Annotated in this window: 18 protein-coding genes and 2 pseudogenes; 10 read left to right on the top strand and 10 right to left on the bottom strand. The window is 73.9% G+C overall.

Annotation, left to right across the window (positions count from 1 at the left end):
- The first annotated feature begins 189 nt into the window (after positions 1–189).
- Positions 190–1,884, top strand: a complete 1,695-nt coding sequence (gene ctaD, locus U5640_RS01285) for a cytochrome c oxidase subunit I (protein WP_340373939.1) — start codon at positions 190–192, stop codon at positions 1,882–1,884.
- Positions 1,881–2,258 (top strand): cytochrome C oxidase subunit I, encoded by a 378-nt coding sequence (locus tag U5640_RS01280; protein WP_340373938.1) that lies wholly within the window; start codon positions 1,881–1,883, stop codon positions 2,256–2,258. Before ctaD ends, U5640_RS01280 begins: the two co-directional genes overlap by 4 nt.
- Before the next feature lie 202 nt (positions 2,259–2,460).
- On the opposite strand, the gene U5640_RS01275 is transcribed toward U5640_RS01280, so the two are convergent.
- Together U5640_RS01275 and U5640_RS01270 are read right to left on the bottom strand one after the other, a co-directional pair.
- A complete protein-coding gene (locus U5640_RS01275) occupies positions 2,461–2,613 on the bottom strand; it encodes a hypothetical protein (RefSeq protein WP_340373937.1) in 153 nt (50 codons plus the stop codon).
- 239 nt (positions 2,614–2,852) lie between these two features.
- Entirely contained in the window at positions 2,853–3,827 is a 975-nt protein-coding gene (locus U5640_RS01270; protein ID WP_340373936.1) for an EamA family transporter, read from the bottom strand.
- Between the two features lie 21 nt (positions 3,828–3,848).
- Between U5640_RS01270 and U5640_RS01265 the strand changes: the two genes are divergently transcribed.
- Positions 3,849–5,432 carry a PLP-dependent aminotransferase family protein gene (locus U5640_RS01265; RefSeq protein WP_340373935.1) on the top strand — a complete coding sequence of 528 codons (1,584 nt, stop codon included), beginning with the start codon at positions 3,849–3,851 and terminating at the stop codon, positions 5,430–5,432.
- Between the two features lie 5 nt (positions 5,433–5,437).
- On the opposite strand, the gene U5640_RS01260 is transcribed toward U5640_RS01265, so the two are convergent.
- Entirely contained in the window at positions 5,438–5,560 is a 123-nt protein-coding gene (locus tag U5640_RS01260; protein WP_340373934.1) for a hypothetical protein, read from the bottom strand.
- On the opposite strand from U5640_RS01260, the gene U5640_RS01255 reads away from it, so the two are divergent.
- Positions 5,559–5,807 carry a hypothetical protein gene (locus U5640_RS01255; RefSeq protein ID WP_340373933.1) on the top strand — a complete coding sequence of 83 codons (249 nt, stop codon included), beginning with the start codon at positions 5,559–5,561 and terminating at the stop codon, positions 5,805–5,807. The genes U5640_RS01260 and U5640_RS01255 overlap by 2 nt on opposite strands.
- 28 nt (positions 5,808–5,835) lie before the next feature.
- Here the strand turns inward: U5640_RS01255 and U5640_RS01250 are convergent, their stop codons facing one another.
- Positions 5,836–7,053 (bottom strand): GNAT family N-acetyltransferase, encoded by a 1,218-nt coding sequence (locus U5640_RS01250; protein WP_340384860.1) that lies wholly within the window; start codon positions 7,051–7,053, stop codon positions 5,836–5,838.
- A gap of 232 nt (positions 7,054–7,285) precedes the next feature.
- Between U5640_RS01250 and U5640_RS01245 the strand changes: the two are divergent.
- Positions 7,286–7,420, top strand: a pseudogene (locus tag U5640_RS01245) (cytochrome P450); the annotation flags it as partial.
- Between the two features lie 67 nt (positions 7,421–7,487).
- Here U5640_RS01245 and U5640_RS01240 read toward each other — a convergent pair.
- From U5640_RS01240 to U5640_RS01230, 3 genes are all read right to left on the bottom strand, one after another.
- Positions 7,488–8,939 (bottom strand): MFS transporter, encoded by a 1,452-nt coding sequence (locus U5640_RS01240; protein WP_340373932.1) that lies wholly within the window; start codon positions 8,937–8,939, stop codon positions 7,488–7,490.
- A 264-nt stretch (positions 8,940–9,203) separates the two neighbouring features.
- Positions 9,204–10,091 (bottom strand): NAD-dependent protein deacetylase, encoded by an 888-nt coding sequence (locus U5640_RS01235; RefSeq protein WP_340373931.1) that lies wholly within the window; start codon positions 10,089–10,091, stop codon positions 9,204–9,206.
- Between the two features lie 77 nt (positions 10,092–10,168).
- A complete protein-coding gene (locus U5640_RS01230; protein ID WP_340373930.1) occupies positions 10,169–10,702 on the bottom strand; it encodes a hypothetical protein in 534 nt (177 codons plus the stop codon).
- Positions 10,703–10,709: 7 nt separating this feature from the next.
- On the opposite strand from U5640_RS01230, the gene U5640_RS01225 reads away from it, so the two are divergent.
- From U5640_RS01225 to U5640_RS01215, 3 genes are all read left to right on the top strand, one after another.
- Positions 10,710–10,868, top strand: a complete 159-nt coding sequence (locus U5640_RS01225; protein ID WP_340373929.1) for a hypothetical protein — start codon at positions 10,710–10,712, stop codon at positions 10,866–10,868.
- Positions 10,869–11,096: 228 nt separating this feature from the next.
- Positions 11,097–12,314 (top strand): MFS transporter, encoded by a 1,218-nt coding sequence (locus U5640_RS01220; RefSeq protein ID WP_340373928.1) that lies wholly within the window; start codon positions 11,097–11,099, stop codon positions 12,312–12,314.
- 202 nt (positions 12,315–12,516) lie between these two features.
- Positions 12,517–13,137, top strand: a complete 621-nt coding sequence (locus U5640_RS01215; RefSeq protein ID WP_340373927.1) for a dihydrofolate reductase family protein — start codon at positions 12,517–12,519, stop codon at positions 13,135–13,137.
- Positions 13,138–13,164: 27 nt separating this feature from the next.
- Here U5640_RS01215 and U5640_RS01210 read toward each other — a convergent pair whose 3' ends face one another.
- Complete coding sequence (locus U5640_RS01210) at positions 13,165–13,590, bottom strand: excalibur calcium-binding protein (RefSeq protein ID WP_340373926.1); 426 nt, start codon at positions 13,588–13,590, stop codon at positions 13,165–13,167.
- Between the two features lie 178 nt (positions 13,591–13,768).
- Between U5640_RS01210 and U5640_RS01205 the strand changes: the two genes are divergently transcribed.
- Entirely contained in the window at positions 13,769–14,311 is a 543-nt protein-coding gene (locus U5640_RS01205) for a GNAT family protein (RefSeq protein WP_340373925.1), read from the top strand.
- Positions 14,312–14,569: 258 nt separating this feature from the next.
- Entirely contained in the window at positions 14,570–14,950 is a 381-nt protein-coding gene (locus tag U5640_RS01200; protein ID WP_340373924.1) for a hypothetical protein, read from the top strand.
- A 53-nt stretch (positions 14,951–15,003) separates the two neighbouring features.
- On the opposite strand, the pseudogene U5640_RS01195 reads toward U5640_RS01200, so the two are convergent.
- Positions 15,004–15,576, bottom strand: a pseudogene (locus U5640_RS01195) (hypothetical protein); the annotation flags it as partial.
- A 70-nt stretch (positions 15,577–15,646) separates the two neighbouring features.
- Entirely contained in the window at positions 15,647–18,556 is a 2,910-nt protein-coding gene (locus tag U5640_RS01190; RefSeq protein WP_340373923.1) for a type 2 lanthipeptide synthetase LanM family protein, read from the bottom strand.
- Between the last annotated feature and the right edge of the window lie 93 nt (positions 18,557–18,649).

Below are 18,649 nucleotides of genomic sequence, written 5' to 3'. Positions count from 1 at the left end.
CGCCGCACGGCCGCGGCACCGCGGACCTGCCGTCCCCCGCCCGTCGGACGATTGCTCCACTCGTGGGTCACGACCGCCCGTTCGGCGGTATGTCAGCAGCTCAGGGCTCCGCTCCAGGCCCCGAGGCGCAAGGATGACGGCTGACTACCCCCGCGCGGCCGGCCCGCGAACCATTGGAGAAAGACGCCTGTGACTATTCTCAACGGCCCGGAGGAGCCGGCCGTCGTCCCCTACGACGCCGAGGTCCCGGTACGGGGCAGGCAGCCCGGCAACGTCGTGGTCAAGTGGCTGACGACCACCGACCACAAGACCATCGGCACCCTGTACCTGGTCACGTCGTTCGCGTTCTTCCTGATCGGCGGGATCATGGCGCTGTTCATCCGCGCCGAACTCGCCCGGCCCGGCCTGCAGATCATGTCGAACGAGCAGTACAACCAGGCGTTCACGATGCACGGCACGGTCATGCTGCTGATGTTCGCGACGCCGCTGTTCGCCGGCTTCACCAACTGGATCATGCCGCTCCAGATCGGCGCGCCCGACGTCGCGTTCCCGCGGCTGAACATGTTCGCCTACTGGCTGTACCTGTTCGGCTCGTCGATCGCCGTCGGCGGCTTCCTCACCCCGCAGGGGGCGGCCGACTTCGGCTGGTTCGCCTACACCCCGCTGTCGGACATCATCCGGTCGCCGGGCATCGGCTCCGACATGTGGATCATGGGACTGGCCTTCTCCGGCTTCGGCACCATCCTCGGCGCCGTCAACTTCATCACCACGATCATCTGCATGCGCGCCCCCGGCATGACCATGTTCCGCATGCCGATCTTCACCTGGAACGTCCTGCTGACCGGTGTCCTGGTCCTGCTGGCCTTCCCGGTCCTCGCGGCCGCGCTGTTCGCCCTGGAGGCGGACCGCAAGTTCGGCGCCCACGTCTACGACCCGGCCAACGGCGGCCCCATCCTGTGGCAGCACCTCTTCTGGTTCTTCGGCCACCCGGAGGTGTACATCATCGCGCTGCCGTTCTTCGGCATCGTCACCGAGATCATCCCGGTCTTCTCCCGCAAGCCGATCTTCGGCTACATGGGCCTGGTCGCCGCCACCATCGCGATCGCCGGCCTGTCCGTGACGGTGTGGGCGCACCACATGTTCGTCACCGGTGCCGTGCTGCTGCCGTTCTTCTCCTTCATGACGTTCCTCATCGCCGTCCCGACCGGCGTGAAGTTCTTCAACTGGATCGGCACCATGTGGAAGGGCAGTCTCTCCTTCGAGACACCGATGCTGTGGGTGGCGGGCTTCCTCGTCACGTTCCTCTTCGGCGGCCTGACCGGCATCATCCTCGCCTCACCGCCGATGGACTTCCACGTGTCCGACTCCTACTTCGTGGTGGCGCACTTCCACTACGTGGTCTTCGGCACCGTCGTCTTCGCGATGTTCGCCGGCTTCCACTTCTGGTGGCCCAAGTTCACCGGCAGGATGCTCGACGAACGCCTCGGCAAGATGACCTTCTGGACGCTGTTCGTCGGTTTCCACGGCACCTTCCTGGTCCAGCACTGGCTGGGCGCGGAGGGCATGCCCCGCCGGTACGCCGACTACCTGGCGCAGGACGGCTTCACCGCGCTCAACACGGTCTCCTCCATCAGCTCCTTCGTCCTCGGACTGTCGATGCTGCCGTTCCTCTACAACGTCTGGAAGACCGGACGGTACGGCAAGCTCGTCGGCACCGACGACCCCTGGGGCTACGGCCGCTCCCTGGAGTGGGCCACGTCCTGCCCGCCGCCGCGGCACAACTTCACCACGCTGCCGCGGATCCGCAGCGAATCCCCGGCCTTCGACCTCCATCACCCCGAGATCGCGATGGCCGAGGCCGAGGCGCACGGCGTCGGCGCATGAACGACCCGGGACGCCGTGCCGACGGCCCGCCGAAGCCGGGACCGAAGCCGGGAACCGACGAGGTCCTCGGCAACGAGGCCGAGGGCTACCTGCTCTGGCGGGCCAGGGTCGCGGAGGCCGAGCAGCGGGCCCGCGAGTTCACCGGGCGCATGGACTGGCTCACCACGTCCCAACGCGAGGAGGTGGAACGCCACCACGTCCACGACGGTCTCCTGCGCGCCCGCCACGACCTGGAACGGATCGCCGCCCGCTGCGCCTCCCTGCGGCGCGAGTACGAGGAGCGGTACCGCCTGCTGCGCCGCCGCTGTGTGGCCGGCACGCTGGCCGTCTGCCTCGCCCTGGTCTTCCTGGCCGCGCTGTCACTGACCCGCTGACGAGGAGGCCCTGCCCCGGGTCCTGGGGCAGGGCCTCCTCGTCCGGGTGCGGCGCCGCGTTTCGACGGCCGCGTACGGTGCACCCGGTCCGTGTACCCGGACGGCGGCACTAGCTGGGAGGCGACGATGGATCACTCCCGCGCCGCGCCTCTACTCCGTGCCGTCCGCCGCCTGCTCGTTCACCGTGGCCTTCTCGCTCTCCTTACTCCTTCTCCGTCGCGTTCTCGTTCTCCGTCTCCTCGTCCGGGACCGCCTCGCCCTCCGCCTGTGAAGGGGTGGTGCGGGGTACGTCGCGGTGCCGGGGCTCCTCCTCCGGCCGCTCGCCCTCTGCCTGGGACGGGGTCGTGTCACTCATGCCGGTCTCCCTTCGGCTCCGCGTGGGCCGACCGGGTACCCGCGGCCGGATGCCCTCACGCGGGCGGGCGGGACCGCCGTATCGACCGCCGCGGTCTGGGTACGCGAGAGCGGCGGGGCGATCGCGCCGTGGCCGGGGACCACGCGGGAAAGGACTCGGGACCGATGTCGCCCGGTGGCGTCCGCCTCGATCTCCGCAGGTGAGCGGGCGGACCCCTTCCCCCGGTGGGAAGCGATCCCTCACACCTTCGCGTCCGCCCCGCGTCCCGCCCGGCCCGCCCGCGCCGGGTGACCGTCCGCCGGGACCGTCCCGGCGGGCACGCGCCGGGGGCTGATGCCGCCGACCAGACCGAGGACGAGGACGACGATGCCCAGCCACACCGAGGGGCGGGGTGCACCGCCGCCGAAAGCCGTGCCGACGACCGCCGCGGCGAGCGGTGCGATGCCCGTGAGCAGTCCGGCCCGGCCGGAACCCACGGCACGGACCGTCGAGTACCACAGGACGAAGGCGACCGCCGTCACCATCAGCGCGAGATAGCCGACGGCCGCCCACTGGACACCCGACAACTCCCCGATCGCCGACGGCCGTTCCGTCACCGCGCCGAGCACCGCGAGCAGTACGGCCGCCAGCCACATCGCGTGCACGGACACCCCCCACGGGGAATGCCGCCGCAGCACCGGTACGGCGAGCAGGGTGAAGGCGGCCTCGCACCCCAGCGCCAGCGCGGCCCAGGCCACCCCGACGGCATCGGTGCGGCCCGTTCCCTCCACCAGCACCGCGCCCGCCATCACGACGGGCGCCGCCAGCAGCACCTGCCGGCTCGGCGCGCGCCGCTCCAGCACCGGGCCGACCACCCCGAGGACCAGCGGCACGGACGCGACCGCGACGGCGATGACCGCCGGCTCGGCATGGGCGACGCCCCGCACCACGGCCACGTTGAACAGCACCAGGCCGCTCACCGCGATCCCCACCAGCCACAGCCACTCCCGGCCCCGCGGCCGGAGCACCCGGGCACCGGCCACCCGGGCCATGACCAGGAGGATCGCGGTCGCGGCCGTGTACCGGAGCGCCTGGGTGGTGAACAGCGGGGCGTCGACGAGCGTGCGCGAGACGCTCACGCTGCTGCCGACCAGCGTCATCCCGACCATGCCGGGGACGAGCCGGGCCCATGACGCGGACGCGGAGGCGGAAGGTGAGGCGGAAGGTGTGTTCATGAAGTCCACGGTGCCCGCACAATGGACGTCATGGGCAGGTCCAAGAAGTCACCGTCGCAGGGGTCCAAAACGGTGGACGCGCCGGCCGTCGGACCGGCGGTCGGCTCGGACTTCCTCCAGCTGGACATCGGTCAGGCGCCGCCCGGCGGACGGATCGCCTGGCTCGCCGAGCAGCTGCGGTCCGCCGTCGCCGACGGGCGGCTGCCCGTCGGGGCGCGGCTGCCCGCCAGCCGGGTCCTGGCGGAGGAGCTGCGCGTGACGCGGGGTGTGGTCACCGAGGCCTACCGCCGGCTCGCCGAGTCCGGGCAGATCGCCGGCCGCGGCCGGCTCGGCACGGTGGTCGTGGCCGCGCCTGCCGCGCCCCGCGGCCCCGCCCGCGCCCGCCCGCGATCCGGCCCCGCCCCCGTGCCGCCCGCCCCCGCGACACCCGTCCTCGCGGCGTCCGTGCCCGGGCCAGGGGTCTTCGGCTCGGCCGACCGGGAGGGCGTCGTCGAGGCCCTGCGCGCCACGCCCTGCCGTATCGACCTCTCCCCGGGCGTCCCCGACCTCGCCGCCTTCCCCCGCACCGCCTGGCTGCGCGCGGAGCGCGCCGTCCTCGCCCAGGTCGGGCCGGCCGACTTCGGCTACGGCGATCCCCGCGGCGCCCCCGCCCTGCGCCGGGCCGTCGTCGGCTGGCTGGCCCGCAACCGCGGCATCCGCGCCGACCCCGACGAGGTCGTGGTGGTCGCCGGGGTGGCGCAGGCGCTCGGCCTGCTCGGGCGGCTCCTGCGGGACGAGGGCATCCGGCGGATCGCCGTCGAGGACCCCGGGTCCCTCGGGGCGCGGCAGCAGCTCGAGTACGGCGGCCACTCCCTGGTGCCCGTCCCCGTGGACGAGGGCGGCCTGGACGTGGGCGCACTGCGCGCCGGCGGTGCCCGGGCGGTGCTGCTGACCCCGGCTCACCAGTTCCCCACCGGTGTCGTCCTCGACGGCGAACGCCGCCGCGACCTGCTGGGCTGGGCGGCCGACGGCGGAGTGGTGATCGAGGACGACTACGACGCCGAGCACCGCTACGACCGCCCACCTGTCCCGGCGCTGCGCTCCCTGCTGCCCGAGGGGGTCTGCTACGCGGGCAGCGTCTCCAAACTGCTCGCGCCCGCGCTCCGCGTCGGCTGGCTGCTCGTCCCGCCCGACCGGCTGGACGCGGTGGTCGCCGCCAAACGGTACGCCGACCTCGGCAACGGCGTCCTCACCCAGCTGGTCCTCGCCCGGCTGATGGAGTCGGGCGACCTGGAACGGCATCTGCGCCACGTCCGGCGCCGCCACCGCCGCCGCCGGGACGTGATGCTGGGGGCCGTCGGGGAACACCTGCCCGGCGCCCGGGTGCACGGGGCCGCCGCCGGGCTGCACCTCATGGTCACCTTCGACGACGGCGGACCGGACGACGTCCACCTGGCCGCGGCCGCCCTGGAACGGGGCGTCAAGGCACACCCGCTGTCCTGGCACCGCATCGCGCCCGGCCCGCCCGGCCTGGTCCTCGGCTACGCGGCGGGCCCCGCCCACGAGATCGAGGAGGGCGTCGCCGTCCTCGGCACGGCCCTGCGGAGCCTTGCGCCCGCCGCCTGAGGACGTCAGGCGCCCGCGCCGCCCGGCCCGAGCCGGTGCGGACCGGCCGCCGCGGCCCGCTCCGCGATCGGGTGCGCCGCGGCCTGGAGGTCCTCCAGATGGCGCCGCGCCACCTCCTGGGCGGACATGACCGTGCTCGCCGTTCCTGCGCCAGGTGATGCCGACGCAGCCCAGCACCTCCCCCTTCGGGACGAGCCGGAACTGGAGATGGCGATGGCCCACCATGGTCCGGCCCCGGCCGGGGCGCTCGCCGTCGCGGTGACCACCGGCATCCACCCGGACGGCCACTGCACCGCACTGCCGCCCGAGCAGCGCCCGCACCGCACCCTCGACGGCGTCGGCGCGCTCCTCGACCTCCTGCCCGTGACCGCCTGACGCTGCACCCTGGCCGCCGCCGGTGCTCTCAGAACCAGTGCAGACAGTGCGGGGGACGCTCGGCCCGGAACAGGGCGTCGGCGAGGGGGACCGCGTCCGGCCGGTGAGCACGGATGTGGCCGGCGCGGACGAGCGTGCTCGGGGCGGTGCCGCCGAGGTAGACCGAGCCCAGGTCCCGCACGTCCAGGGAGAGGTCGGGCTCCCGGTCCGTCGGGACGCAGTCGGGCTTGCCGTCCCGCACGGTCAGCAGATGGCGGACCCGCTCGCCGAGGAAGGGGTCGTCGACGTCGAGGACGAGCTCGCCGTCCGTGAACCAGCCGCGCGCGGTCAGCGCGCCGGGCACGTCCAGCAGCCGCACCCAGAGCCAGTCGGTGTCGCCGCCCACCTGTGCGGCACGGAAGTCCGCGAGCTGCCAGCGCAGGGGGTGCCCCGGCGGGACGTGCTTGAAGACGACCTGGCCGACCAGGTCGTGTCCGAGGACGAAGCGGGCGAGGGCCGTGTACACCGCGTCGTCGCAGGCGATGGTCTCGTCGACGGTCAGGGTGTCGGACTCACCGATCGCATAGGCGGCGTATCCGTCCGCGATGCCGTCTGCGTCCCGGTGGAGGGCGATGTACCGCGGTGCTCGAGAGACGGGGGGCTGCCCCGCACCCAGGTCCCACCAGCGGTGCGGCCGGGACAGCGCGCCGGGCTGTGCGCGGCGGTAGCGGTCGTAGACCTCCTCCAGGACCGCGCCGCACTCGGCCCGCCGCAGCACCTCGATCGTGCCGGTGTCCGGACCGGCCTCCCCGCCCGCCCGGGGACGGGTGAAGGCGCCCCGCTGACGCGGCACGGTCAGCTGGTGGGTGTAGGTCGCCGGTCCGTAGCCGAACCGGCCGTAGATGGAGGCCTCCGAGGCCAGCAGCACCGACAGGAAATCGCCCCGGGCCCGGAGTTCGGCGAGCTGATACCGCATCATCGCCGTGAGCACGCCCCGGCGTCGGTGCGAGGGCAGGACCCCGACCATGCTCACCCCGCCGACCGGTACGGGGACCGCGCCGGGCAGGGTCAGCTCGAAGGAGTACGCGCCGGCGGTCCCGACGGGCCGCCCGTCCGCCGCCGTCGCGAGGACGCCGCGGTCCATCTCCACCGCCGACCACCACACGCCCCGGCTGTCGTCCGGTGCCTCCGCGAAGCGCCCGAACGCCGCGTGGAGCGTGTCGACGTAGACCCCCAGGTCCTGCTCGCTCGTGGAACGGATCTCCATCGCCGCCGTCGCCTTCCCCTCACGCACCACCCGCACCAGCCGTGCGGCCCCCGCCACCATGCAGCGCCACCCCACGGCCAGGTCAACCGAATTACCCGGCGGCACCGCGGCCGCCGCGGGCCGATGGGGACACAAGGCGCGCTGCGTCCAGGGTGAGGACCATGCCGACCGCAACTCCCGTACAGGGGACTGCCGTTGACCCCGCGGGAGCTGGTCACGGACCCTGCGCGGCTACTGCCCCGGGGCTCCCCTCGCCCGGCTGGAGACCGAGATCGCCCTTTCCGCGCTCCTCGACCGATTCCCCGGACTGACCCTCGCCGTGCGGCCGGACGAACTGCGGTGGCGCCCCTCGATGCGGACCCGCGGCCCGCGCGTCCTGCCCGCGCGTCCTGCCCGTGCGTTTCTGACGACGGGCGGCTCAGCCGACGGGCGGCTCAGCTCTCCACGGACGGGGCCGAGCCCGGCAGGGGACGCCCGGCCGATTCCGCGGTGAACCAGACCGCCACGCCGCCGATGACGGCCGCGGCCATCATGTAGTACGCGGGCATCATCATGTTCCCGGTCGCCCCGATCAGGGCCGTCACCACCAGCGGGGTGGTGCCGCCGAAGAGCGAGACGGAGACGTTGAAGCCCAGCGAGAGCGATCCGTAGCGGACGCTCGTCGGGAACAGGGCCGGCAGGGTGGCGGGCATCGCCGCCGTGAAGCAGACCAGCAGAAGGCCCAGCGCGCCCATGCCCAGCGCGATCGCGAGCAGGCTGCCCTGGCGGATCAGCAGCAGCGCGGGGACGGAGAGGAGCAGGAAGCCCGCGCAGCCCGCGGCGATCACCGGCCGGCGGCCCACCCGGTCGGTGAGGGCGCCCGCGAAGGGCTGGACGATCATCATCAGGGCCATCACACCGAGCACCACGAGCAGTCCGTGCGTCTCGTCGTAGGCGAGTTCGCTGGTCAGATAGCTCGGCATGTACGACAGCAGCATGTAGTCCGTGACGTTGAAGACCAGGACGAGGCCCATGCACAGCAGCAGCGCCCGCCACTGTCCGGCGACCATCCGGCGCAGCGGCACCTTCGGCCGGCCCGCCTCGGCCTGCTCGATCTCCGCGGCGAACGCCGGGGTCTCCTCCAGGCGCATCCGCAGGTACAGGCCGACGATGCCCATCGGGCCCGCGATCAGGAACGGGATCCGCCAGCCCCAGCTCAGCAGGTCCTCGGTGGACAGCAGGGCGGTCATCGCGGTGACCAGGCCGGCCCCGCCGATGTATCCGGCGAGCGTGCCGAACTCCAGCCAGCTGCCGAGGAAGCCGCGCCGCTTGTCCGGCGCGTACTCGGCGATGAAGGTGGACGCGCCCGCGTACTCACCGCCGGTGGAGAAGCCCTGCACGAGCCGCGCGGCCAGCAGGAGCAGCGGGGCCCCGACGCCGATCGAGGCGTACGACGGGATGAGTCCGATGGCGAAGGTGCCCGCCGCCATCATGATCATGGTGAGGGCCAGCACCTTCTGCCGGCCGACCCGGTCGCCGAGCGGCCCGAAGACCATCCCGCCGAGCGGGCGGACCAGGAAGGCCGCGGCGAACGCGCCGAAAGTGGAGAGAAGCTGGGCGGTCGGATTCCCGGAGGGAAAGAAGACCTTTCCCAGAGTGACCGCGATATAGCTGTAGACGCCGAAGTCGAACCATTCCATCGCGTTCCCCAGCGCGGCGGCTTTCACGGCGCGTTTCACCAGTGCGGGGTCCGTGACGGTGACTGTCTTCGGAGGGGGCGGAGGAGTCGAGGGAGCCGGGGTCGCTGAGGTGACTGGTGCGGTCGGCAAAACTTCGCTCGCCTGCTTTCGTCGGGGACAGGGACGGGCCTGCTCGACGGGTTCGGCGGCAGACCGGAAAGCGACCATAGGCCCAACCGTGCCGTTTACGAAGCGTGTGCGCCTCCTTGCGCAGCGCATCCAAATGCTGTCCGAGCAGGCGCGACGCCTCTTGCGCGAGCGCGTCGCGGGGCATTGCGCTGTGAGGTATTTCGCTTCGCGGGAATATTTCACGCGAGCCGGGGAATGTAATTCCGGCTTCCTTGTGCGGAGGGTCTGCGGAAAGCCTGCGGAAAGCATGGGGAAATCGGGTGGAGGAACCGGTACGCCACTTCTCGGAGGCGCTGCGGGTGCTCAGGGAGCGCCGGGCAGGCCCAGCCGTTCGGTGACCGTGCCGAGGGCCGCGCCCAGGGGGAGCGCGACGCGGGTGAGGGCGTGGCGGTCGCCCCGGGTCGCGTCGCGGTTGACGATCAGCACCGGCTTCCCGGCCCGGGCCGCCTCGCGGACGAACCGGAGACCGGACATCACCGTCAGCGAGGACCCGAGGACCAGCAGCGAGGTCGACTCCCGCACCAGGGCGCGGCAGTGCGCGACCCGCGCCGGCGGCACGGTTTCACCGAAGAACACCACGTCGGGCTTGAGGACGCCGCCGCACGCCGCGCACGGCACCACGCGGAAGTCCCCGACCTGCTCGTCGGTGAGGTCGGCGTCGCCGTCCGGATTGATACCCGCCGCCACCGGCGCGAAGCCCGCGTTGGCCTCCTCCAGCCGCAGGGCGAGTTCCCGGCGCGCGCTCAACGCGCCGCAGGACAGACAGACGACCCGGGCCAGGCTCCCGTGGAGTTCCACGACGTCCTGGCTGCCGGCGCCCTGGTGCAGACCGTCCACGTTCTGGGTGATCACCCCCGTGAGCAGCCCGGCCCGCGCGAACGCCGCCACGGCCCGGTGCCCGGCGTTGGGCCGCGCCCGGCCGAACGTGCGCCAGCCGAGGTGGCTGCGCGCCCAGTACCGGCGCCGCGCCTGCGCCTCGGCGGTGAAGTCCTGGTACGTCATCGGCGTGTGCCGGCTGAGGCTGCCGCCCTCGCCCCGGTAGTCGGGGATGCCCGACTCCGTGGAGATGCCCGCCCCGCTCAGCACCAGCACCCCACCGTCGCTCAGGGCGTCGACGACCGGCTCCAGATCCGTGGTGCCCGGCGGCAGGCCCTCGGTGGGCGTCCAGCTCAAGGTGGGGCGTATCCGCATGCCGCAAGCGTACGAAAGGTCCCCCACCGCTTGAGAAGACCGGCGCCCGGGCAGACAGTGAGAGGCATGAGCCGCCGTCACCGACGCCCACCGCGCAGAGCGCCGTGGATCGCGGGTGCGGCAGTGGTCCTCGCCGCCGGTGGCCTGGGCGTCTGGGCGCTGACGGCCTCGGAGGACGGCACGTCCCGCCCGTCGCCCACGGCCTCCTCCGGCCTGTCCCTGCCCACGCTCACCCCGCCCACGCTCACCCCGCCCACGCTCACCCCGCCCTCGCTCACCGCGTCACCCGCTCCCTCCCGCACGGCCTCCCCCCGTACGTCGAGCACGTCCCGGTCCCTCCCCACGCATCCGTCGACCTCCCGGCCCCCGGTGGCCCCGACCCGCCCCGGCGGCCAGGCGGTGGCGTCGTCGACGCCCCCGCGGACGCCACCGGAACCGACACCGTCCCGCACGCCCGCACGGTCACCGCACCCGCTGCGGACCGCGACCGTGCCGCCCCACCCGACGCCGACCGCCTCCGCGCCGCCCTCCACGCCCGCCCGGGCCCCGACGGCCCCGGCCCCGACCGCCACGGCCCCGGGCAGCTCGGCGCCGACGACCGTCTGGTTCACGTCGCCGGTGGCCGAGGCCGCCGCACAGCGCATGGCGGCGGCGCAGGCGGTCGGCGACCCGGCGTGCTCGCTCTCGGCGCGGGGCGACCCCGACCCCCGGCTCGTGCCGCCGGCCGACCGCATCGGCGTGGGCACCTCCGGCGGCTACTGGTGCCTGATCTGGTAGCTCGATCCGCAGCGCCCGCACGGTGTGTGACGGAGGCCATATCAGGCAGGGTCCGATCTTGGAATGCGCAGACCTCCGCCGCTGCTGCACCTTGGTGGGCCTCCCCTGCCCCGGGGGGCGCACCGGGCAATGGCGGCCGGCGCGACTGGCCACCGGAGCAGGGCGACGACGGTCCCCCGCCCGCTCCGCCGCATCCGGATCGCCGCCCCCGAAAGGTACCTCCGCTCCATGCCCCTGGCCCTGCTGTCCCTCGCCGTCGTCGCGTTCGGCATCGGTACGACCGAATTCGCCACGATGGGACTGCTTCCCCAGATCGCCGACGGCATCGGCGTGTCCGTCCCGCAAGCCGGCAACGTCGTCTCCGCCTACGCGCTCGGCGTTGTCGTCGGCGCGCCCGTCCTCACCGGCATCGGCGCTCGCATCCCCCACAAGCGGCTGCTGCTCCTGCTGTCCGGGCTGTTCGTGATCGGCAACGTCGCGTCCGCCCTCGCGCCCACCTTCGGGTGGCGGTTCGCCGCGCGCTTCCTGGCCGGCCTGCCGCACGGCGCCCTGTTCGGCGTGGGCGCCGTCGTGGCGTCCCGGCTGGTCGCCCCCGAGCGGGCCGGACGCGCCGTCTCGCGGATGTTCCTGGGCCTCACCGTCGCCAACATCGTCGGCGTCCCGGCCGGCACCGCGCTCGGCCAGCAGTTCGGCTGGAGGTACGCCTACTGCGCGGTCGCCGTGATCGGCCTGGTCGCCCTCGCCGCGCTCGCCGCCTTCGTCCCCCACCAGCCGCGTGGCGCCCAGGCGGGCATCCGGCACGAACTGCGGGCGATGGGCAACAGGCAGGTCGCCATCGGGCTCGCCACCGCCGTCGTCGGGTTCGGCGGCTTCTTCGCCGTCTACAGCTACCTGGTGCCGATCCTGACCCACCTGACGGGCCTCTCGGACTCCTCGACCACGTTGGTCCTCGCGCTCTACGGCGGCGGCATGACCCTGGGCACCCTGCTCGCGGGCCCGCTGACCGACCGCGCCCTGCGCCCGACGCTGTACGGCGGACTCGCCCTGCTCGGCGCGACGCTCGTGGCGTTCTACTTCACGGTCCACAGCACCGTCCCCGCCCTGCTGACGCTCGTCGTCATGGGCGCGATGGGCGCCCTCGTCACCACGCCCGTGCAGATGCTGCTGATGGCGAAGGCGAAGGACGCCCCGACGATGGCGGCGGCCTCCAACCACTCCGCCTTCAACCTGGCCAACGCGGGCGGCGCCTGGCTCGGCGGCCTCGCCATCTCGGCCGGCTGGGGCTGGGCCTCGCCCGCCCTGGTCGGCGCGGCCCTCGCCGCGGCGGGCCTGGGTCTCGCCTTCACCGGTGGCCTCATGGACCGGGGCAGCGGCGGGAACTCCGAAGTGATCAGGTCGTCGGGCGCACCGGCCCCGGCGGAGACCGGCCAGGTAACGGCGCGCTAGGTCTTTCCCGCAAAGTCCCGTCGTCCGCTCGAAGGGCGCGCCCTTCGGCTCTGGGGGGAGCGTGCCGGGCGTCGCGGGGCCGGGGGTACCCCCCGGGGGAGGGACTTCGCGGACGCGACCTGTGGAGGACCGGCCCCCTGCGGCGGCGCGGAAAGCGGACCAGGGCCGATGAGTCCGGGGGGCGCACGGGGTCTGCCCCGGTATGACGCGCATCATCGCCGACATCTCGGTCTCACTCGACGGCTTCGTCACCGGACCCGACCCCGGCCCCGACAACGGCCTGGGCACCGGGGGCGAGGCCCTCCACACCTGGGCGTTCTCGGACGACCCCGACGACCGCCGCATCCTGCGTGAGGGCACCCTCCGCTCCGGGGCCGTCGTCCTCGGCCGCCGGCTCTTCGACCAGGTCGACGGCCCGGACGGCTGGGACGACACGACGGGCTACGGCGCCGGTGAGGTCGGCAGGCCCGCCTTCGTCGTCGTGACCGGCTCACCTCCGGAGTCGGTGCGGCTCACCGACCTCGACTGGACGTTCGTCACCACCGGACTGCACGACGCCCTCGCGGTCGCCCGCGAACACGCCGAGGCGGCGTCGGCGCGCGCCGGGAAGGATCTCGACGTCGTCCTGATGGGCGGCGGCGCCACGATCGGCTCGGCGTTCGACGCCGGTCTCGTCGACACCCTGAGCCTCCACGTCGCCCCCGTCGTGCTGGGCGCGGGCACCCCCCTGTTCACCGGCGGCACCCCCCGTACGCTGGTGCGGCGCGGCGTGACCCCGACGTCTACGGCGACGCACCTGACGTACGACTGCTGCCGCACGTGATCGCCGGCCCCGTCCTGCCGCCGCCGCTCAGGACCGGCGTCGTCGCGCGCACCCGGCGGCCGCCAGCAGGCCCGCCAGGGTGAGGCCGGACCCGAGCGCGACGTCCCGGGCCGACGGGCCGGCGGTGACCGTGCCGCCGACACCGCCCCGCACACCGCGGCTCGGGAACAGGGAGGCGGAGGGCGCCGTGGGACGGCTCGTGGCGGGTGCGAGGGCGGCCGGCGACCTGCGGGGGAGGGCCTCGCAGGCGATGCCGTCGTCCGGGCCCTGGTCCTCGTCGAGCCGGTTGGGGTCGCTGCGGTCCTGGTCGAAGACCGCCTGGGCGTCCTCCTGGAAGGTGAAGTCCCGGCAGTCGAGGTCCTGTGCGTGTGCGACTCCGGCGAGCGGAACGACGATCATGATCGCGGCGGCTGCGGCTGCGGCTGCGGCTGCGGCGATGGCGATGCGTGGCATGGGTGTCTCCTCCCGGCCCGGGCGACCGTCGCTACGACGCTAGGGAACGCCCCGCGCCGCCGCCCGAGGTGAGCGGCCGTCCGGGTGAGGAGGCGGGCCGAGACCAGGGAGGATGCCCGAACTCCCGTGCCCGCATATTGGTTTGCCGTCGGCCGGTCCGGCCCGATAAGAAGCTCACATGCTCAAAGGCAGCAAGGTCGGGCTCCGGGCCCGGCACGAGGAGGACATCCCGATCCTGCGGGCCGAGCTCTACGACGACGTGGTCAACGCCTCGCGGGCCGAGAGCGGGCCATGGCGTCCGGTGTCGCCCGGAGCGAAGGACCCGCGGCTCGTGGTGGACGACACCGCGCAGGGAAGCGTCCCGTTCTCCGTGGTGGAACTGGAGGGCGGCACGCTGGTCGGCACGGCGACGCTGTGGGGCATCGACACCCACAACCGGGCCGCGCACATCGGACTGGGCCTGCTGCCCGCCTCCCGCGGCCACGGCTACGGCACCGACGTGGTCGCGGTGCTGTGCCACTACGGCTTCGTCGTGCGCGGCATGCACCGCCTCCAGATCGAGACGCTCGCGGACAACGCCGCGATGCTGCGCTCCGCCGAACGCAACGGCTTCGTCCGCGAGGGCGTGCTGCGCTCCTCGGCCTGGGTGATGGGTGAGTTCCTGGACGAGGTCCTGCTCGGACTCCTCGCCCAGGACTGGAAACCCGGCCTGCAGGTATAGCCGCGGTGGGGCGTGCTACCGGGTGGCGGGCGGCGCGTGGCCGCCGATCCGGTCCGTGCTCGGCTCCGGATCGTCGCAGGAGGAGGCGGGGGCGCGGGCGCGCGGGGCATTCGGCGGCGATCCGTGCGCCGTATGCTCCGCATTCGGCACATCGTGTCGTTTAGCCGTATTGCCCGCCCAATGTCCGTTCCGTGCCCGCCACCATGGCGTCCGAGAGCTTCCGCGACCGCGGGGCCTCGGGACCGAAAGGACATGTGTATGCGAGGCAAGCAGGCGATCGGCGCGGGCGTCCTGGCACTGGCTCTGGTGTCCGGAGCCGGCTGGGCGGCCCAGGCCACGAGCAGCGAACCCGCCACGGGCCTGGCCGCCGCGGCCAAGGCGCCGGCCCGGGCCGCGACCGTGGACGGCTACCAGATCGTCCAGCTCCCCAACGCCAACGTGCCCAACTTCCAGCGCAGGACGGTGTACTGCCCGGCAGGCAAGCGGGTCATCGGGGGCGGCGGCGAGGCCCAGGGCAACGGCGCGATCCTGGTGGGCAGCTTCCCCACCGCCGACGGCACCGGATGGATCGCCCTCGGCCGGCAGGACGGCTACTCCACCGTCGGCATCAGCGTGTACGCGATCTGCGCCTCCGCCTGATCCGCACCTGCTCCGCACTGCTCCACACTGCTACAAACCGCTCCACGCCTGATCTACGTCTGATCAGCGGCCCCTGACACGGGGGGTGGTTCCTGTCGGCCGGCGGGAACCACCCCCCGTTGTTCTTGCGGGTCCTGTGCCACCAGCGTCCGCGCGAGGGTGGCCCGCGCCAGGGCGACGACGCCGGCGACGACCAGCGCCACCCCGCACGGCTGGGGCAGCAGCCACCACCCGGTACGGACGGCCTCCTCGTACAGGGTCACGCCGAGGACGAGACTCACCGCCGCGTCGCCGAGTGTGAGCGCGGGTTGCGAAGCGACCAGGGGGCCGGCCTGCATCGCGTTCTCCAGAAGGAACAGCGCGCAGACGCCGGTGGCGGCGAACGCGTACGTCTGCCAGGCGGACAGGAAGCCCACGAGCCCCCGCTCGTCGAGGGCGTGGGTGGCGGACTTCATCAGCGCCGCTGTCATGGCGTGACCGATCGCCGTCGCCGCCCCCAGACAGGCCGCCCGGCCACGGCCCTCCGGGCGGCGCAGGGCCGCGAGCGCCAGGGCGACGACCGCCCCCGAGCAGACGGCCAGCGCGGGGACCCAGCGGTCCGGCGGCACATCGGTGCGGTTGCCGGAGCCATGTGCGCGCCCTGCTCGGCGACCTCGCCCTCCCGCGTGCGGCGGCGTCGGGTGCGGGGCCCGGACGTCACCCGGGCGTGCCGAGGTCCGCGAGGCGAGGGTCCAGGAGGAGGGGATCGGGCAGGTCGGCCGCCGGGTGCATGCGCAGGAGGGTGTGGACGACTCCGGCGAGGCCCGCCATCAGGCTGGGGGAGAAGGCCTCGCGGGCCAGACCGCCGGTGGGCCCGCGTTGTTCGAGACTCGTGAGGATCTCGCCGTCGAGCGGGGCGGTGCGGCCGGGCTCGAGGGCGGTGAGGAGTTCCCAGAGACCGAGGTCGCCGTGGCACAGCGTGTGGCTCCAGCCGAAGCCCTCGGCGGCGCAGGCGCGGGCGGCCCGCCGGGCCGTGTCGAGGCGCGCGGGATCGCCGGTGCGCCGGTGCAGGTCGAGCATGGCGACGCCGATGCCCGCGCTGCCGTGGCACCAGCTCGTGAAGAAGTCCTCCTCGGCGCCGACCCGGGCGTCGAGCCAGTTGCCCTCGCCGGGCTGCCAGAGCGACTCCTGGTAGGCGAAGGCCTCTTCGGCGAGGCGGCTCCAGCCCTGCCGTTCGGCGGCGGTGCCCGCCTCGCCGAGGGAGAGACGGGCCAGGGCCCAGCCGATGCCGGTGGCCCCGTGGGCGAAGCCGCCGATGCCCTGCGGGTTGAGCCGGGTGGTCCAGCGCGCCCCGGCCGTGTCGTGCAGGGCCAGTCCGCTCAGCCGTCGGCCGACGTGGGCGGCGGCGGCCGCCCACCGGTCCTCCCCGGTCGCGGCGGCCAGGTCGAGCAGCGGGACCACGGCGCCCGCGGCACCGTTGAGGAGGTCGACCTCGACGTCGTCGTCCACGAGCGGGCCCCCGGCGAGGGGGAGCGCGCGCAGGGCCGCTCTGTTCAGCAGCCAGGGATCGCCCAGCACGCGGTGCAGCGCCAGCCACGTCCACACCTGGGACGCGGCACCGCTGAACGCGCCCGCCGAGGGCGGCACGGTCGCCAGGTCCTCGGTGCCGACCAGGACGCGCAGCGCTCCGTCGAAGGTCTCGGCGACGCCCGGCACCTCGTCCGCCCGTCCGGCCCGTACCTCGGCCAGGTATTCGGCGAGTGCCAGGACGACCCCGCCCTGCCCCGTGTAGAGGTCGGCGGGCAGCACCCTGATGGACCATCCGGCGGGCGTGAACACGGGGCTGATCCAGGTGACCGTGCCGTCCTGCCCGCGCACCGCCCCGTCGCACAGCCGCCGTACCATGTCCGCGGCCAGGTGACGACGGCGCCGCTCCCGGTCCCGGGCGTGCGGGCGGTGGGCGGCGGTCCGGACCCGGCCGGGCAGCGACCGCTCGTTGAGGTAGGCGCCGACCAGGGCGTCCTGGATCACCGACTCCTCCAGCGGCAGGTCGGCGGTCCGCCAGTCCCGCACGGTCGCCTCGACGGCCGCGGAGTCCACCGTGAAGGTGCACATCGGGACGTCGCCGACGAGGAGGTCCGAGATCTCCCCCTCGACGGTCACCCGGTCGGTGGGCGCTCCCGGCAGCACCTCGGCGTTGCGGCGCAGGATGTCGCGGGCCCGTTCGACGGCCGCGGGCTCGTCGTGCAGCGACGCCGGGTGCCACAGCATGCGGCCGATGTCGACGTAGGCCTGCGTGGGCCGCAGGATGCGCCGCGCCCGCACGCCCTCGAAGCGCCGCAGCAGCCGGTGCGGGTCCGTGCCCGGCCGTCGCAGGTGTGCGGTCATCTCGCGGAATCCGGCGAGGACGCGGTCCCAGTACGCGCTCAGTACCGGGGCGGGACTGGGGTGGTTGCCCGCGGTGGGCATGGCGACCAGGCCGACCTCGAAGCGGGCGGCCCCGGTGCCGCCCCGGGTGATCACCGGGTGCGGGATCAGCGGCTGCTGGCCGGGCAGCGCCCCGATGCCGGAGATGTCGACGCCGCCCAGCGCGAAGCCGGTGCCGCGCACGGGCAGCAGTCCGGTGCGCAGCACCGTGCGGCGGATCGCCGCGGCCGCCGCGTCCACCGCGTCGCCGCGTCCACTGGGCGGGAACGGCGCGGGGGCGTCGAAGAGGGTCTCGGCGTCGACGACGACCGGCACCGGACCGGCCGCGATCATGTTCTCGGCGTGCATGTCGGTACCGCCCGTCAGCCGCAGGACGGCCAGCCAGTGCCCGACGTTGCGGTAGAAGACGGCGAGTTCGCCGTCGTCGGCGCAGTAGCGGTGGCGGACGAATTCGGCCCACCCGTAGCCCTCGCGGGCCAGGGTGCGCGGCACGCGGATGCGTTCGTGCGGTGCCGGGGCGTCGGCGAGGTCCGCGAACAGCTCCTCCAGCAGATCGCCCAGCGCCACGTCGATCCACGACGACCGGGGCTTGTACATGACGCTCGCGTCGTCGAGGTCGACCCGGCTGACGGTCAGTCCGCCGCGGTGGGTGTCACCCGCCCCGAAGGTGACGGCCCGCAGCCGTCCTGGGGCCGTCGCGCACAGCGGGCGCAGCGACTCCCGGTCCGCGGCGAACCGTTCGGCGAAACCGGCGGTCGCGCCCACCGACAGCCGGGCGACCGAGGCGATCCGCCCGCCCACGACGGGATACCGGCCGGCCAGCCGGTCGAGATAGCCGTCCTGGGCGGCCAGTTCGATGAACGCGGCCCAGGACGCCGTGTCGGACGCTCCGGCTCCGGCCTTCTCCCCGTCGGCCGCGCCGTCCGCCGCGACGCGCAGCGCATGGAGTTCGATGAGGAACAGCCGCGACAGCTTCGCGTGCAGGGACCTGAGCAGCGCGGTGTGCCCCGCCTCCAGCACCACGTCCCGTTCCTTCGCGTCGAGCCCGTCGACGTCCGCCAGCCGCCGCGCGAGCTCCTCCCGCCAGGGGCGGGCCAGGACGCGTACGGGGCGGGCGAACCACTCCGTCTCGTCCTTGTCCCCCTGTACGGCGTCCATCGGTACCGCGCCCGTCGGCTGCACCGGAGCAGATCCGTTCACCCGTCACCGTCCCTGTTCCACCGGATGTGTGGGCCCGTCCGGCGACGCGCCCCCGAGGGCGAGGGGAGCCGCACGGTCCCCCCGCTCCCGTCG

Origin of the sequence: Streptomyces sp. SS7, from assembly GCF_037993025.1 — a bacterium.
Lineage (GTDB): Bacteria > Actinomycetota > Actinomycetes > Streptomycetales > Streptomycetaceae > Streptomyces.
Note: the sequence above shows the minus strand (reverse complement) of the source record. Positions and strands in the feature narration are given on the sequence as shown.